This is a genomic window from Mesorhizobium sp. M0991 (assembly GCF_040318915.1).
GTDB lineage: Bacteria > Pseudomonadota > Alphaproteobacteria > Rhizobiales > Rhizobiaceae > Mesorhizobium.
Genome location: NZ_JAMYNE010000008.1, coordinates 221,305 through 237,839 on the forward strand (window position 1 = coordinate 221,305; position 16,535 = coordinate 237,839).

Sequence of the window (16,535 nt, forward strand, 5' to 3'; positions counted from 1 at the left end):
ACCGACGCACCCTTTTTGGATGCGCCGGAGCAAAGGTCTACGAGTGGCGGATTTCCGTCCCCAGCACCTTCAGGCATTCGCGGATGAACGCTGCAAGCGCCGTCCAACCTTTTGCCGAAACCATCGTCCCATCCACATAAGCCTCCGTTGGAGACAGGTCGATATAGGTGCCGCCCGCAAGCGTCACCTCCGGCTCGCATGCCGCCAGTGCGCCGACCTTCTTGCCACGCACGACACCGTCGACCGCGATCAGGATCTGCACGCCGTGGCAAATCGTGAAAATCGGCTTCTTGGTTTCGTGGAAGTGGCGCACCATCGCCTGTACGCGCTTGTCGGTGCGGATGTATTCGGGGCCACGTCCGCCCGCACAGTAAACGGCGTGGTATTGATCCAGCTGCTTCTCAGCGTCGGAGAAGGTCTTGTTGATCAGCGCATAGTGGCCGAGCTTTTCGGTGTAGGTCTGATCGCCCTCGAAGTCGTGCAGCGATGTTTTGATCAGGTCTCCGGCGCTTTTGTCTGGGCACACGACATGAACGGTGTGGCCCACCGCTTCCATCGCCTGCTGGTAGACGAAGATTTCGTATTCCTCGGTGAATTCACCGGTCAGCATCAGGATCTTTTTGCCTGGCATGGTACTTCCTTTCCTGTGACAACGGCCGGGCCAGACCTGTACTTGCCCGGTGGGGTTGAGTTTCTAGAAGGGTGAATCGGGGAAGTAGTATTCGTTGGCACTGGCCTGCGTGATGATCGTCGACTGCGGGGACGGGGACATCGGGACAGTCTCAGTCGAACGCCAGCAACAAACGGTCGCGGGAATGCTCGATATGGCGACGCATCGCCTGCTCGGCAGCGGCAGGATCGGCCGCAGCCAAAGCGGCCAGAATAGCCTCATGCTCGTCAAGCGCCTCCTCGGTGACGCGCGAATGGAACATCAGGCGAAATATGTGGAAGTGGGTATGCTGGTGCGCCAGTGTCTCACGCACGAGTTCGTTGTTGGCGAATTCCATGACCTTGTCATGGAAAATGGCATCCTGGCGGGCGAAGTTGGAATACCGCAGGCGCTCGTCCTTGCCTTCACGGCGCGCCATGACGCCGGCCGACTTCTGAAGTTGCGCGAGCTTTACCTCGTCCATGAGCGCGGCTGCCTTGGCTGCGCCATGAGGTTCGAGCAGCAGGCGAAGCTCATAAAGTTCGTCAAACCGCCGTTTCGTGATCTGCGGCGCAGCGCGGTAACCGATCAGATGCGTCTTCAGCACCAGGCCTTCGCCTTCGAGCCGGCCGAGCGCCTCGCGGATCGGCGTGTGGGATACGTTGAACTCCTTGACCAGACTGTCGACCGTGATCCGGGAACCCGGCGCAATCTTCAACGACATGAGTTGCGCAAAAATCGCTTCGTAGACGTCCTCAACCAGGCTGCTGGAGCGCTGGATACGCCCGCCGAGGTTCGTATCGTCCGCATTGAGTAAGTTCATGGCCTGCATGTTTTGCCTCTTGACACATCGAGTTGCTAACACGATGCTCCGATTAATGCAATCCTATATCCTATACGATTTTATAGAGGATATAATTTGAGGCCGTTTCGAGACAAAGCAATGGCACTTGCGGTGGCCCTGCTGGAACAGCGTGCCGCCCCCGCGGCCTTTCCAGACATCATCACAGGATGCAGATCATGAGCCTTTTCGCTGCCATAAGGCTGCCGCGCGAAATCCTGTTCGGGAAGGGCCAACGCCACGTCATCCCGGTTGTCGCAGCCAGGCTCGGGCGTCGCGCACTCGTCTGCACCGATGAACGTTTTGCCGCAACGGGCCCGTTCGGAGAGATCGTCGCGGCGCTGCGAGCCGCCTCGATAGACGTCCTGGTGCATGACCGTGTGCTACCCGACGTCCCCCGGGACACCGTTGCCGTCTGCGTCGAGGAAGCACGGAAGTTCGCGCCCGACATGGTGATCGGCATTGGCGGCGGCAGTTGTCTCGACATGGCCAAATGCGCGGCGTTGCTCATCAGTCACGGCGGTCAGCTCCAGGATTACTACGGTGAGTTCAAGGTGCCCGGCCCGACACTGCCGCTGATCGCGGTGCCGACGACAGCCGGCACCGGCTCTGAAGTCACCCCGGTTGCCGTGATCGCGGATCCGGATCGCACGTTGAAGGTCGGCATCTCCAGCCCGTACCTGATCGCGGCCGCGGCCATCTGCGATCCTGAACTGACGATGACATGCCCGCCGGCATTGACAGCGATCGCAGGCGCCGATGCGCTGACGCATGCAATCGAGGCCTTCACCGCCGTCAGGCGTGGGACCGATCCCGGCCTTCCCCAGAAACATGTCTTTATCGGCACAACCGCTTTGACCGATCATTTCGCCCTGCTGGCGATCAAGCTGCTTGGCCGAAGCCTTGAAACGGCATACCGCCAGCCGTCTGACGAGGACGCCCGGGCCGACGTCATGATGGGTGCACTTGCAGCCGGCTGCGCGTTCGGAACGGCCGGTACGGCGGCAGCGCACGCAGTGCAATACCCGGTTGGCGCGATAACCCACACCCCTCACGGAATGGGTGTCGCCACCATGCTGCCGTACGTCATGAAGTACAACAGAACCGCCGCAGCGACCGAGATGGCCGAGATCGCCAGCGCGCTCTGCCTCGATGGAAAAGGCCGGAGGCCCGAAGAGTTGGCCGACGCGACCATTGGCGAGGTCAGTCGGCTGTTTGGGGCAATCGGGATCATCCCCACGTTGGCCGAGCTAGGGCTGCCTGCCGACAAGCTCGATTGGACGGCGGAACAAGCGATCGGTATCGAGCGCCTCATCAAGAACAATCCGCGGCCATTCGATTTGGGATCCATGCGACGCCTGGTCCAGGCCGCCTTTGATGGCGACCTCGCCAGCTGCGTCATGTAAACAATCGGGAATATCGAGATGAACACGTTTTCACAGGTTCTGTCGGATGATCAGGGCGTCAGCGACTTCCACACGATTTCGCACGGGCTGTATATTGACGGCCAATGGCGGCAGTCCGCGGATGGCAGGGTAATTCCGGTCATCGATCCTTCGACGGAAGCCGTCATCGCTGCCGTACCCGATGCGACCTTGGAGGACGCGGCCGCCGCCGTTGACGCCGCTGCCAAGGCGGCCCATGGCTGGCGGACAACGTCGCCGCGAAAGCGTTCCGAGATCCTCAGACGCTGCTTTGAGTTGATGACGGAACGATCGGAGGCACTGGCTACTCTCATCGCATTGGAAAACGGCAAGGCCCTGCGGGATGCCCGAGGCGAGATCGCTTACGCCGCGGAATTTTTCCGCTGGAATGCCGAGGAGGCCGTTCGCATTACCGGTGAATTCGGTACTGCGCCTTCCGGCACCAATCGCATTGTGGTCGACTACGAACCAATCGGCATCTGCGTCCTGATCACGCCCTGGAATTTTCCTGCCGCGATGGCGACGCGCAAGATCGCGCCGGCACTTGCCGCTGGATGCACGGTGATCCTGAAGCCGGCCAGTGAGACCCCGCTTACCGCCTACGCGCTAGCCGCGCTCTACCAGGACGCAGGCGTTCCGCCGGGGGTGGTCAACGTCCTGACAACCTCCAGTCCCGGGCCTTTGACAGCCGCCATGCTGGCCGATCCGCGGGTGCGCAAACTCTCCTTCACCGGTTCGACGGGTGTGGGTCGCGCTCTGCTGGCAGAGGCTGCCAGGCATGTGGTCTCGTGTTCCATGGAACTCGGCGGCAACGCACCGTTCATTGTGTTCGACGACGCCGATCTCGAAGCAGCGCTCGATGGCGCAATGGTGGCCAAGATGCGCAACGCCGGCGAGGCCTGCACGGCTGCAAACCGCCTCTACGTGCAATCTGGCATCTACGAAGCCTTCTCCGAGGGCCTCGAGAAGCGGATGTCGTCGCTCAAGGTCGGCGCCGGCACCGACCCGGACACGGAATGCGGGCCCATGATCACGAAGAAGGCGGTCGAGAAGATAGACCGCCTTGTCGTCGACGCGGTCGCACGAGGCGCGCGGGTCTTGTGCGGTGGCTCAGTGCTGTCCGGACGCGGTTTCTTCTATCCTCCGACGGTGCTTCGCGACGTGCCGGGCGACGCAAAGATGGCGCATGAGGAGATATTCGGGCCGGTGGCGCCAATCTCGAGCTTCGAAGCCGAGGCCGAGGTCATCGCACGCGCCAATGACACCGAATATGGGCTTGCTGCCTACATCTACACGCGCGATCTGGCGCGCGGCATGCGGGTGGCTTCCCGGATCGAGGCCGGGATGATCGCTCTCAACCGCGGGCTGATGTCTGATCCTGCAGCCCCCTTCGGCGGCGTCAAGCAGAGCGGGCTCGGCCGCGAGGGAGGGCAGCATCACGGCATTGCCGAGTTCATGGAGGCGAAATACCTCGCCGTCAGCATGTGAGCAGAAGAAGAATGCAAGGCGATCCCTTTCGCATCCGCGACCACGTTGCTGACTTTGACCAAATCGTGCAGGACATTGTTGACCGCAGCGAGGCCGCCCGCGCCGCCATTGCGATGGCCGCAGACGTGGCCTACGGACCAGATCCGACCGAGACGATGGACCTGTTCTTTCCCGCGTGCAAAAGAACGGCGCTTCCGGTGCACATCTTTGTCCATGGCGGCTACTGGAGAATGTTCTCCAAGCGCGACTATTCATACATGGCGACGACGATAACCCAGGCCGGGGCCATTGCCGTCATCCTTGATTATGCTCTGATGCCCAAGGTCCGAATGGCGACGATCGTCGACCAGGTGCGCCGCGCCAAGCAGTGGGTCCTGGCCAACATCGCCGATCATGGTGGAAACCCGACGGCCCTGACTGTCAGTGGTCATTCGGCAGGAGCACATCTTGCAACGTTCCTGTTCGACGGCGCGCATACCTCCTCGAATGTGAGGGCAGCCCTTCTGCTGAGCGGGCTCTACGATTTGAAACCGCTCCAGGATTCCTTTCTCGCCAACGAGATTGGAATAACCGACGAGGAAGTCGCCATGTTCACGCCGCTCGCCTGTCGGCATGATCCTCAAACCAAGGCGACGGTTCTGGTCGGAGCCAATGAGACGCCACCTTTCCATCAGCAAGCCGATCGATTCATAGCGAGCTTGCTGCGGCAGGGGTCGCTGGTAACGTCGCGTGTGCTCACGAACCGCAACCACATGGACAGTGTCAGAGAGCTCGGCGTGCCGGGGACCGAGGCTGCCGATTGCCTGGCAAAACTGATCGCCAAGGCCTGCTGACTAACTCGGGTTCTCCAGGCGATTTGTTTTGCGCCACTCCTCGTACTCTCCGCGGGCATCGTCATGCAGCGGATAGTAGCGTTGCAACGGACCGCCCTCCATGAGCTTCGCTCGCGAGAACTCCTCCCAATCGTGATGCTTCTGTGATTCTTCGATCACCTTCGGAGCCATCACGACGGGAAGCACCACCACCCCGTCGTCGTCGGCGACGATGATGTCGCCGGGGATCACCGTGACACCGCCGCAGGCAATCGGAACGTTGACGGCATTGGGATAGATGCTGGTCTGCACGTGATAATTTGGCGTCCAGCCGCGCAGCCATAGGGGCAGGTCGAGCTTTTCGACATTGGGCCGGTCGCGCATGCACCCATCGATGACGATACCCGCCCCGCCCCTGCCCTTGAAATAAGTCGACATCATATCGCCGAAGACGCCCGAGCTCATGTCGCCGCGCGCGTCGACCACGACCACATCGCCCTCCTGCGCGTGGTAGAGCACGTGCCGGTGAAGTTGGGTCTCCGGATCGGCATATTCTCCCTCGGTGAACAGGTCCGGCCGCTGCGGCAGAAACTGCAGCGTCAGCGCCGGCCCGACGATCGACTTCCCGTGGTTTTGCGCCACCGGACCGACCATGTGCGGATTGCGGAAGCCCATGTGGCCAAGCGTGCCGGCAACCGTCGCGGCGCCGATCTCCCTTAGCGCGTCGATCAGGTCTTTAGGCGGCCGCGTAATGTCGGACGTGTGCGTCATTGTGGACTCCGATTGAATGGAACTACCAGTTCGTAACAGAACCGTCGCGGCGCCTAAGGTGAGGCGCTTCCCAGAAACGCAAACCCTGCGCCTGGACCGCAACTTCGTTGACCTCGACGCCGAGCCCCGGCAGATCGCCGACCGGGTAATCGGTCCCGTCGAGCCGTGGTTGCACGGGGAAGAAGTCGGAATTGTCGAAGCCCAGCTTCGTTTCGGGCGCCCTGGTTTCGAGCCACGCGAAGTTGGGTACCGCGGCAGCGAGATGCACGGTCGCGGCCGTGCACACGGGACCAAGGGGATTGTGCGGCATCAGGTCCACATAGTGCGCCTCGCTCCAGCCAGCGATTTTCATCGCCTCGGTGAGCCCGCCGACATTGCAAACATCGATCCGGTTGAACTGATGGATGCCGCGCTCGATGTAGGGCAGGAACTGCCACTTGCTGGCAAATTCCTCGCCTATGGCAAAGGGGATGTCGGTCATCGTGCGCAGCGATTCGTAGGCCTCCGGCGTCTCGTCCCGTATCGGCTCCTCGAGGAAATCAAGCGCGCCGCGACCGAGCTTGTTGCAGAAGCTCGCGGCCTCTGCCACCGACAGCCGATGATGATAGTCGAGGCCGAGGACCACGTCGTCGCCCAGCGCCTCGCGCGCCTTGTTCAGCATACCCGCGGTAGCGCCGATGGACTCGCGCGGCTCGAAGATGTCCTTGCTGTTTTGCCCGAAGGGGAAGAAGCGGATCGCCTGCCACCCCTGTGCGCGAAGTTCGCGGGCCCGTTCGATGGCAACATCGCCCTCGGCCTCGTCGCCGGTCGAGGCGAAGGTGGGAATGCGGTCGCGCTGCTTGCCGCCGAGCAGCTCATAGACCGGCACCCCCAGCGCCTTGCCCTTGATGTCGTGAAGGGCGATGTCGATGGCGGAAATTGCCGCCTGAAGGACTCGCCCGCCTTCGAAGTACTGGCTGCGGTAAACTTCCTGCCAGATCCGCCCGATCTGCATCGGGTCGCGGCCGATGAGAAACTCGCGATAGTGCTCAACCGCGCCGGCCACGGCCCTCTCGCGACCGCTCAAGCCGCTCTCGCCCCAGCCGAAGATGCCCTGGTCGGTCTCGACCTTGACGAGCATCTGGTTGCGCGTTCCTACCCACACCGGATAGGGCTTGATCGCGGTGATCTTAAGCTTCTCAGTCATCCGCGCCCACGTTTCATGCGCATTCGCTCTATGTCAGTTGGCCTTGAGGGCCATTTCAGTTTCGCCGTCGAACAGATGCATCCGCTCCTGGTCGAACTCGAGCCAGATCTGCTCGTCGGGCGCGACGGCAACGTTTGGCGGCACGCTGACGTTGACAATGGCGCCGGACAGGAACGCCTGCACGAAGGTGACGTCTCCGGTCGGCTCCACCGTGTAGGCCTTGGCCGGGACGCTGCCTGGCAGCGCACTCTTGTGGAGCTTGATCGTCGAGTGACGTGCGCCGAGCACGACTTTCTTGGTCGTTGCTCTAGCCACCTTCTGGGCATTGCGCGGCGAGAGCTCAAGGCGCCAGCCCTCGGCGCCGGTCAACACCGTGTTGCCGTTTGCCGTCGAGGCCTGCAGCGGAATAAGGCTCATCGCCGGGCTGCCGATGAAGCTGGCGACGAACATGTTCACCGGATGGGCAAAGACCTGCGCCGGTGAATCGTATTGCTGCAGGTAACCGCCATTCATCACCGCCATCTTGTCGGCCATGGTCACGGCTTCGAGCTGGTCGTGCGTCACATAGATGATCGTCGCCTTGAGGTCCTGGTGGAAACGCTTGATCTCCGACCGCATCTGCACGCGCAGTTTGGCATCGAGGTTAGACAGTGGCTCGTCCATGAGGAACACGGCGGGGTCGCGAACGAGGGCACGGCCAAGGGCCACACGCTGCTGCTGCCCGCCCGAGAGTTCGCGCGGCTTGCGCTCGAGCAGGTGCGTCATGTCGAGCACTCGCGCCGCTTCCTTGACCTTCTTGTCGATCTCGTCCCTGGGGAGTTTGCGCATCTGAAGCGGGAACGCCAGGTTCTTGTAGACCGATTTCTGCGGGTAGAGCGCGTAGTTCTGGAACACCATTGCGATGTCCCGGTCCTTGGGGTCGAGGTCGTTGACCACCCGCTCGCCGATGATGATGTCGCCCGCTGTGATCGGGGTCAGCCCGGCGACGAGATTGAGCGTGGTTGTCTTGCCGCAGCCTGAAGGGCCGACGAGCGCAACGAACTCGCCGTCATTGACCGTCAGCGAGACGTGGTTGACAGCTTTGAAGCTGCCATAGCTCTTGACGAGATCTTGGAGGACCACGTGGGCCATCGGCAACTCCCTAGTGCTTGACCGCGCCTTCTGTAAGGGCGCGTACAAAGTATCGTTGCAGGACCAGGAACAGCACCACGACGGGCACGCTCATCATGAAGCTGGCCGCCATCAGGCCCGGAAAGTCCGTCGTATTTTCCGAGAAGAAGCGCTGGATGCCGACCGGCAGGGTCAACTGCTCGTTCTTGGAGAGGAAGGTGTAGGCGTAGATGTACTCGTTCCAGGCGCCGATGAAGGAATAGATTGCGGTGGCGATGATTCCCGGCGTCGAGAGCGGCATCACGATCATGATGAAGGCCTGGAACCGTGTTGCGCCATCGATGCGCGCCGCCTGCTCAAGCTGCACCGGGATGTTGTCGTAAAAGCCCTTGAGCAGCCAGATCGCCAGCGGCAGGCCGAAGGTGAGATAGGTGAGTATCAGCGAGCCATGCGTGTTTATCAGACCGATCGCGCGCATCAGGATGAAGAGTGGCACGAGAAAGATCACCGCCGGGAACATGTTGCGCAGCAGCACGGCAAAGAACAGGAAATTCCGGCCGGGGAAACTGAAGCGCGAAAACGCGTAGGCCGCAGGGACAGCCACGATCACCGAAAGGATTGTCGTGACGGTCGACACGAAAAGGCTGTTCCAGAAGAAGCGGAGGAAGTCCTGGCCGACGCTGTTCTGCGGATCGAGCAGTTTCTGGTAGCTGGCGAGGGTAGGCTCGTCCGGCCACCATTGCGGCGGGAATTGCGTCGCCGCGAACCCGGACTTGATCGAGGTGATCAGCATCCAGATCATCGGCAACGCAGTATAAAGCAGCATGAACACGAGGAATATGCGCCCGGCCCACCGCCATCCGTCGACGCGCATGCGGCGACGGGTCTGGGCTCGAGGTGCTGTCTCGGCAATCGTGCTCATGCGCTCCCCTCTTTCCGCTCGTTGCCGCTTAACGCACGGACGTAGAAGTAGCCCAGCGTCATCAGTGTGAGGAACAGGAGCACCGAATAGGCCGATGCCACGCCCCAGCGCTGCCGTCCGAAGGCGAGCTCATAAATGTGGGTTATCCAGATGTGCGATGCGTTCGACGGCCCACCGCCGGTCATGATCCAGGGGATGATGAAGGAATTGAAGTTGGCCACCGCGAGCAGCAGCATCGTCACCACCGAAACGTTGCGCAAGTGCGGGAAGGTGACGTGCCAGAAGCGCTGCCATGCATTGGCACCGTCGACTTTTGCGGCGCGCAGCAATTGGTCGGGGACTGTCTGCAGGCCGGCCATCATCATGATCATGGCAAACGGAAACTCGCGCCAGATATTGACGACGATGAGGGAGGGCAGCACCGTGCTGACATTGTCGATGAAATTCGGCGGCTGGTCGGCCATTCCGAGGCCCACCAGCACCGCGCCGATGATCCCGAAGTCCGAATGGTAGATCCACTTCCAGATATAGGAGGCGGCGACTGCGCTGATGACCCAAGGGATGATCAGGATAGCGCGCAAGACACCACGGCCGATGAAGTCGCGGTGGAGCGCCAGCGCTGTGGCAAACCCCAGGACAAAGGAGATGAAAGTTGACCCCAGTGTCCAGATCAGTGTGTTCCAGGTGACTTTCCAGAACACCTGACTGGTGAGGATGGTCGTGTAGTTGTCAAAGCCGATGAAGCTCTTGTCACGGAGCTGCAGACCAGGCGGTGTCTTAAAGAACGACAGCTCGATCGTGTAGTAGATCGGATAGGCGATGACGATGAGCATCACGGCGATCGCTGGGAGCACGTACGCGTAGTCCGCGCGATGCGCCCAGATCTTCCGCAGCGCGCCGGACCTGCCAGGTTGCAATTTTCGGCGAGCCTCGGCCTTGCCGGTCACGATCGTCACTTGTGGCGTGCCCTTATTCTTCGGAACGAGGCGGCTGCGCCAGCGGCGCAGCCGGTCAGGTCGTAGGTCAGGCCTGCACTAGAGTCCGCCCATCACGTCTTTTACCTTCTTGGCCGCGTCGTCCGCTGCCTCGTCGACGGTCATCGCTCCGGTCAGGGCATTCTGCAGCATGTCCGGGATGATGATGTTCATGATCTCGGGGGCCTGCGGCAGCGCTGGGAACGGGATGCCGTATGGCAGCATCGAGGTGGTGACGTCGAGGAACTTGATGTTGTCCAGACGTTCCTTCATCCACTTGGTCTTGAAGCCGTTGAGGTTGCCCGGGTTTGATCCGGCGTAGGCCATCTTCAGCGACCATTCAGGGCTCGTCCACATGCAGATGATAGCTTTCGCAGCCGGCTCGTCTACCTTGCCGCCCTCGACATATTCGGGCTTCAGGATGTGAATGTTCGAGCCGCCGAACACGACGGCGCGCTTGCCGTCGGGACCAGTCGGGATCAGGCCGTAGCGCATGTTGTCGATGACAGTCTGCGCCTTGTCCTTGTCGGTGCCCGTCGCCTTTTTCTGCAGGTCGAGCATGACGTTGTAATCGGACGGGTGCGAGATCATCATGCCGAGTTGGCCGGCTACGAACAGGGGCTGGTTATCGGCCTGCTGGTTGGTGAGTGCCGAAACCGGAACCGACTTGTCGCGAACATACATGTCGTAGGAGGCTTGCAGCGCTGCCTTGCTCTGCGGACTATCGAGCTGGACCTGCTCATAGGTCGGGTTTGCCGTGGCTTCGTCGAAGACGCCGCCGCCATAGGCCCATAGCTGTGGCATGAAGCGGTACGGCGTATTGCCGGCATTCTTGCGAGCCACGAGACCGTAGCCGGCAATGCCGAGCTTGTCGTGGATCTGCTTGGAATATTTGACGACGTCTTCCCAGGTTGCCGGAGCCTTGTCCGGATCGAGGCCCGCACGCTTGAAGATGTCGGCGTTCCAGATGAACGCCATCGTCTCGTTGTTGGTCGGAATGCCGTAGGTCACGCCCTCCCAGGTCACTGCCTTCATGGCGCCGGGCCAGAAATCCTCGGTCGAATACCCCACGTCCTCTGGCTTGAGCGGCTGCAGATAGCCCTTTGAGGCGAATTCGGTACCACCCAGGATTTGCAGGCGGACCGCCATAGGCGCGGCATTGCCCAGGAGCGCGGTGCGGAACTTGTCGAGAAGGTCGTTATAGGTGAGGGCTTGTTCCTCGAGCTGGATGTTCGGATATGTCTTGCGGAAGGTCTCGAAGAATTCCTTGTAGTACTGGCGCAGGAGGTCGGGGTCGCCCTCGAACACGCCCTGATACCAGAAAGTCAGTCGCCCCTTGTAGTCGAGCGGGGTGACTTTGGCGCAATCGGCCGCCGTGTCAAAATCCTGTGTGCCCGCAATCGAGCGTACATATTCCGGCGACCACTTGCTCAGGTCAACCGGCGGTGCACCCAGCGCCGATGTAGACGTCAGGGATGCCATCAAAGCAGTGGCGACAGTGCCGCGCAGGACGGCACTGCCGAGCGCAATTCTCGTCATAGGTATCCTCCCTGGTTCTCCCATGCCGCCCTGCGCCAAAGCAAAGCGGTCCTTGCTCGTTTCGATCGCGAGGATGCTTCTTTCAGCTCAGTGTATCCTCTCGATCGCTTGGTACGTTTTCAGATCATGGATTGCCTGTCAACGCGCCAGATCGTACATTGTTTGCGAAATCCGTGTGTGATATCGGGCAAGGTATGTATTAAATTGGGGAGCCGACCTTGGCCGAAATAAGCGACTTCAAAGCGATGCCACCGGTGGGGACCGATCCCATCGGGGCCTCCAGCGAGGGCGCCTCGCTTTATGAATTGATCAGGGAAGACATCATCGAAGGACGGCTCGCCGCCAACGAACGGCTTGTGGTCACCGATCTCGCCCGGCGTCACGGCACTTCGACCAATCCTGTGCGCGAGGCCCTGCAGCTGTTGCGCGGCGAAGGCTTTGTCACCTTTGTCGCCAACCGCGGGGCGCGCGTCCGACCCATTGATCAGGATTTTGTCCGGGATATCTACGAGATCGGTGTTCTGATCGAGCCAGCCCTGACACGATGGTTTGTGAATATGGCTACCGGCGAGGACATTGCCGAACTCGAACGTCTCCAGGGCCTGATCGAAGAGAACAACTTCGCCGACACATTCAGGCACAGTGAGCTGGATACCGCTTTCCACACGGTGATGTACCAGCGGCACTATAACCGCCACGCCGCCGAGCTTTGGTGGAAGCATCGCGAAGTGCTGCGAGCCGTGAGCCGGCGTTTCAATTTCACGCTGGCGCGACGTGCCGCGATCATGCGCGAGCACCGCGAACTCATCGCGCTTGTGAAGGCGGGAGAGGCCGACAAGGCGGCCGAACTCGTTTCCCGCCATGTCGAGGGTTCGGGCAGGCATATTCTGGAACAGATGCGAGCGCGCAACGCCGCTCGGGCCGGATAGAATATCCAGTCCAGAACATCGTTAGCTGACCATTTTCAGGCAAAGGTAGTTGAGATGAAAATCACGAGCATTCGGCCGTGGCTGTTCAAGTCCGATGCTTCTTACTGGGGAGAGTTCCTGTTCGTCGAAGTGACGACCGACGAGGGAGTGAGTGGCTGGGGAGAGATCACCACCACGACAAGGCTCGCCAACCGCGCTCTCTGCACGATCCTGCGGCAGATCGGCGTCGCCGTGACAGGCGAGGATCCGGCGCGTATCGAGCATCTCTGGCACAAGATCTTCCGCAGCTTCACCTACATGGGAAGCCGCGGCGCCGCGGTCGAATGCGTGAGCGCCATCGACATAGCCCTCTGGGACATCAGGGGCAAAGTCCTCGGCAAGCCGATTTACGAGCTGCTGGGCGGACCAGTACGCGATGAAATCGCGCTCTACACCCATCCCAACCAGGCCAAATTCACCAGCAAAGAGGCTGTGGTCCGCGAAATTCTAGACATTGTCGAGTCCGGACACACTGCGCTCAAGTTCGATCCTTACCCCCACCAGGGCCGCAGCGCCGATGGCCTGCCCCGCGAACAGCGGGACGGCTACCTCGATGGCAGCATGACCCGCAAGGACGAGCGCGAAGCCGCCGAACTCACGGCTCTGATCCGCGAAACGGCAGGACCCGATGTCGACATTCTCATCGATGCGCATGGCCGCTTCGACGTTCCCACCGCCATTCGCCTCTGTCGGAGCCTCGAGGAGGCCGGCCAGATCGACTGGTTTGAGGAGCCCTGCCCGCCCGAGAGCCTTAACGCCCTCAAGCAGGTGCGTGAGAAGGTCAATACCGCCATCTCGTGGGGCGAGCGCGGCCACACGAAATGGGATTTCGTGCCGGTACTCGAGAACAAGCTCGCCGACTACATCATGCCCGACGTTACCTGGACCGGCGGCATTACCGAACTCAAGAAGATTTCTGCGCTGTGCGAAGCCTACTACGTCCCGGTCTCGCCGCATGACGCCGCGGGACCGATCAACGTGGTTGCGGGAGCGCAGGTGATGATGACCGTTCCCAACTTCTACAAACTCGAAACATCGGAGTGGAACCTCGGCAAATACGATCACCTGATCGACAGACCACTCGACATTTCGAACGGCAGCCTCAAGCTGACGTCGAAGCCTGGTCTCGGCATTGAGATGGATCGCGACTACCTGCAGGCCCACGAGATTGAGCTGGGCTAGCAACACTCTGTGCCGGCCCAGGGTGCGGGGCGACAAGCCGAAACGAGGATAAGTCATGGCAAAGACAGATGGCGCCGACGAAGCGCTCAATCGGGTGAACGCGAACTCCAAGCCATCCCAGCTTCGCATCACCGACATGCGGGTAGCCGAAATCGTCGGCGCGCCGTTCACCTCGACCCTGCTCAAGATTTACACCAACCAGGGCATCGTCGGGCTTGGCGAGGTGCGCGACGGCGCCAGTGCCACCTACGCGCTGATGCTGAAGAGCCGGCTGCTTGGCGAGAACCCTTGCGACATCGACCGCCTGTTTCGCCGGATCAAGCAGTTCGGTGGCCACGGCCGGCAAGGCGGCGGCGTCTCGGCGGTCGAGATCGCGTTGTGGGATCTCGCCGGCAAGGCCTATGGCGTGCCCATCTACCAGATGCTCGGCGGCCGGTTTCGGGAGAAGGTGCGCGTCTATTGCGACACCGACGCTACCGTGCCGAGCGGCACCGAGACAGGCAAGCGCCTCAAGCAGCGCATGGAGCTCGGCTTCACCTTCCTCAAGATGGATCTGGGGCTGATGCAGATCGCGGATGTACCCGGTGCGGTCGTCTCCCCTGCCGGTTCACTTGAAGGGTACCGCGTCCATCCCGGCCGCGGCCCGGTCAAAACCCTTGAAGAGCGACGCGCCCGCAACGCCGCGTACGATTTGCACAACATTGCCCACCCGTTTACCGGCCTCCATTTTTCCGACAAGGGCCTCGACCTGCTTGAGCAGTATATTGCCGAGGTTCGCGATGTTATCGGCATGGATATTCCGCTCGCCATTGACCATGTCGGCCACATCTCGCTGCAGAACGGTATTCGCCTCGCCAGGCGGATTGAGAAATACGTGCCGGCCTGGCTCGAGGATGTGATCCCATGGCAGTACACCGAGCAGTACCGGCAACTGCAGGCCGCCACCACGGTGCCGATCTGCACCGGCGAGGATATCTACCTTACGGAGGGCTTCGAGCCCCTGCTCAAAAGCGGCGGCCTCTCCATTATCCACCCGGACCTGCTCACCAGCGGGGGCATCCTCGAGACCAAGAAGATCGGCGACATGGCGCAGGACCACGGCGTCGCAATGGCCATCCATATGGCCGAAAGTCCAATCGCCGCAATGGCCGCGGCACATGTCGCGACCGCGACCGAAAACTTCATGGCGCTCGAATACCACTCTGCCGATGTCGACTGGTGGGACGATATCGTCACCGGCGTTCCCAAGCCGCTCGTGAAGGACGGCTTTATCACTGTTCCGGACAAACCTGGCCTGGGGATCGACGACGTCGTCGACGAGGTGATCTCGCAGCATCTGCAGCCGGGTGTCACCGGCATCTGGCAGCCCACGGATCACTGGGACAACGAGTATTCCTGGGACCGCACCTGGAGCTGAGGCGAAAAGAACCGAAGATGAAGATCACCGACCTCCGCTGCGCCGTCATCGGCAAACATCCCATCGTCCGCATCGTTACCGACGAGGGCCTCTATGGCCTTGGCGAAGTCGAGTTCACCAAGACCTATCTCAAGCCTTGGGTGCTGCATTTCCGCGAGGCGCTGATCGGCGAGGACCCTACCGACGTCGAGCGGGTGATGCTGAAGATCCGCCAACGCGGCTCTTTCAAGCCCTATGGCGCGGCGGTAAGCGCTATCGAGCATGCGCTGTGGGACATAGCCGGCAAGGCCGCAGGCGTGCCGGCCTACAAACTGCTCGGCGGCAAGGTGCGCGACAAGGTGCGCGTCTATAACGGCTCGATCCGCCAGAAACGCACGGGCGACCGGCCGGAGGATTACGCCGCTGACGTGAAATGGATGATGGAGCAGCCGCAGAACTTCTTCATGATCAAGCAAGGAATCTCGTTCCACTCCAACATGAAGGACACTATCGAGGGCTTCCATTACGGTGTGACGCAGACAAAGGCTGGCTATCACGGTGCCATGGATCAGGGCGTGATCAGCGAGCGCGGTTTCAACCACATGCTCGACTGCGTGATCGCGATGAAGGAAGTGCTGGGCGACAAGGTCAGCCTGGCGCTCGACTGCGGCCCGGGCTGGATGCTGCCCGATGCGATCAAGTTCGCTCGCGCGGTCGAGAAGTACAATTTGATGTGGCTCGAGGATATGCTGACCGGCGACTATGTGCCGTGGGTCAATCCGCAGGCCTATCGGGAGCTGACCACCTCCACCTCGACGCCAATCCATACCGGCGAGCAGATCTACCTGCGGCACAATTTCAAGGAGCTGATCGAAACGCAGGCGGTGCGCGTCATCGGGCCCGATCCGGCCGATATTGGCGGCATTGCCGAGCTCAAATGGGTCGCCGAGCACGCCTATATGCACTCGATCCTGATGGCACCGCACGGCACCGCGAACGGCCTTCTCGGCCTCGGCGCGCTGATCAATGTCTGCGCCACCCTGCCCGCCAACTACATCGCGTTCGAATACCCGAGCGCCTCCGACCCCTGGTGGGAGGACCTCGTAATCGGCCTGCCGTCGCAGATCGTGAAGGACAGCATGGTGGACCTGCTGGAAGCGCCGGGGCTGGGCCTCGATATCGACGCCGAAGCAGCCAGGAAGTATCTCGGGGAAGAGGATGCGGGCTTCTTCGACTGAACCATGCTTCTTGCGCAACCCCGCGCCGCGCGGAC

15 protein-coding genes are annotated in these 16,535 nt (G+C 61.2%); 7 read left to right on the forward strand and 8 right to left on the reverse strand.

What is annotated here, in order from left to right:
* Positions 1-37: 37 nt before the first annotated feature.
* Positions 38-631 carry a DJ-1/PfpI family protein gene (locus NKH70_RS14950; RefSeq protein ID WP_353025564.1) on the reverse strand — a complete coding sequence of 198 codons (594 nt, stop codon included), beginning with the start codon at positions 629-631 and terminating at the stop codon, positions 38-40.
* A 151-nt stretch (positions 632-782) separates the two neighbouring features.
* Positions 783-1,472, reverse strand: coding sequence for a GntR family transcriptional regulator (locus tag NKH70_RS14955; protein ID WP_502908360.1), 690 nt, complete (start codon positions 1,470-1,472; stop codon positions 783-785).
* Between the two features lie 197 nt (positions 1,473-1,669).
* Here NKH70_RS14955 and NKH70_RS14960 point away from each other — a divergent pair, with 197 nt between their 5' ends.
* The 3 genes from NKH70_RS14960 to NKH70_RS14970 are packed head-to-tail and all read left to right on the forward strand — an operon-like array spanning position 1,670 to position 5,235.
* A complete protein-coding gene (locus tag NKH70_RS14960) occupies positions 1,670-2,896 on the forward strand; it encodes an iron-containing alcohol dehydrogenase (protein ID WP_353025566.1) in 1,227 nt (408 codons plus the stop codon).
* Positions 2,897-2,914: 18 nt separating this feature from the next.
* A complete protein-coding gene (locus NKH70_RS14965) occupies positions 2,915-4,402 on the forward strand; it encodes an NAD-dependent succinate-semialdehyde dehydrogenase (protein ID WP_353025567.1) in 1,488 nt (495 codons plus the stop codon).
* Positions 4,403-4,413: 11 nt separating this feature from the next.
* Entirely contained in the window at positions 4,414-5,235 is an 822-nt protein-coding gene (locus NKH70_RS14970) for an alpha/beta hydrolase (RefSeq protein WP_353025569.1), read from the forward strand.
* On the opposite strand, the gene NKH70_RS14975 is transcribed toward NKH70_RS14970, so the two are convergent.
* The 6 genes from NKH70_RS14975 to NKH70_RS15000 form a co-directional block, all read right to left on the reverse strand.
* The gene (locus NKH70_RS14975) at positions 5,236-5,985 is read right to left on the reverse strand and encodes a ribonuclease activity regulator RraA (RefSeq protein WP_352977472.1); all 750 of its coding nucleotides are present in this window, start codon (positions 5,983-5,985) and stop codon (positions 5,236-5,238) included.
* Positions 5,986-6,007: 22 nt separating this feature from the next.
* On the reverse strand, positions 6,008-7,171 hold the full coding sequence (locus NKH70_RS14980; RefSeq protein WP_352977470.1) for a mandelate racemase/muconate lactonizing enzyme family protein: 1,164 nt from the start codon (positions 7,169-7,171) through the stop codon (positions 6,008-6,010).
* Between the two features lie 33 nt (positions 7,172-7,204).
* The gene (locus NKH70_RS14985) at positions 7,205-8,302 is read right to left on the reverse strand and encodes an ABC transporter ATP-binding protein (protein ID WP_352977468.1); all 1,098 of its coding nucleotides are present in this window, start codon (positions 8,300-8,302) and stop codon (positions 7,205-7,207) included.
* Between the two features lie 10 nt (positions 8,303-8,312).
* On the reverse strand, positions 8,313-9,203 hold the full coding sequence (locus NKH70_RS14990; RefSeq protein WP_023679256.1) for a carbohydrate ABC transporter permease: 891 nt from the start codon (positions 9,201-9,203) through the stop codon (positions 8,313-8,315).
* Entirely contained in the window at positions 9,200-10,159 is a 960-nt protein-coding gene (locus tag NKH70_RS14995; RefSeq protein ID WP_352718869.1) for a carbohydrate ABC transporter permease, read from the reverse strand. Before NKH70_RS14995 ends, NKH70_RS14990 begins: the two co-directional genes overlap by 4 nt.
* Before the next feature lie 78 nt (positions 10,160-10,237).
* Entirely contained in the window at positions 10,238-11,716 is a 1,479-nt protein-coding gene (locus tag NKH70_RS15000; RefSeq protein ID WP_352718868.1) for an ABC transporter substrate-binding protein, read from the reverse strand.
* Between the two features lie 218 nt (positions 11,717-11,934).
* Between NKH70_RS15000 and NKH70_RS15005 the strand changes: the two genes are divergently transcribed.
* Genes NKH70_RS15005 through NKH70_RS15020 form a run of 4 tightly spaced genes read left to right on the forward strand, consistent with a single transcriptional unit; the run spans position 11,935 to position 16,500 of the window.
* A complete protein-coding gene (locus tag NKH70_RS15005; RefSeq protein ID WP_023679253.1) occupies positions 11,935-12,645 on the forward strand; it encodes a GntR family transcriptional regulator in 711 nt (236 codons plus the stop codon).
* A 54-nt stretch (positions 12,646-12,699) separates the two neighbouring features.
* Positions 12,700-13,866, forward strand: coding sequence for a mandelate racemase/muconate lactonizing enzyme family protein (locus NKH70_RS15010; protein ID WP_352718867.1), 1,167 nt, complete (start codon positions 12,700-12,702; stop codon positions 13,864-13,866).
* Positions 13,867-13,921: 55 nt separating this feature from the next.
* A complete protein-coding gene (locus NKH70_RS15015) occupies positions 13,922-15,283 on the forward strand; it encodes a mandelate racemase/muconate lactonizing enzyme family protein (RefSeq protein WP_352718866.1) in 1,362 nt (453 codons plus the stop codon).
* Between the two features lie 17 nt (positions 15,284-15,300).
* Positions 15,301-16,500, forward strand: a complete 1,200-nt coding sequence (locus NKH70_RS15020) for a mandelate racemase/muconate lactonizing enzyme family protein (RefSeq protein ID WP_352913652.1) — start codon at positions 15,301-15,303, stop codon at positions 16,498-16,500.
* The last annotated feature ends 35 nt before the right edge of the window (positions 16,501-16,535 follow it).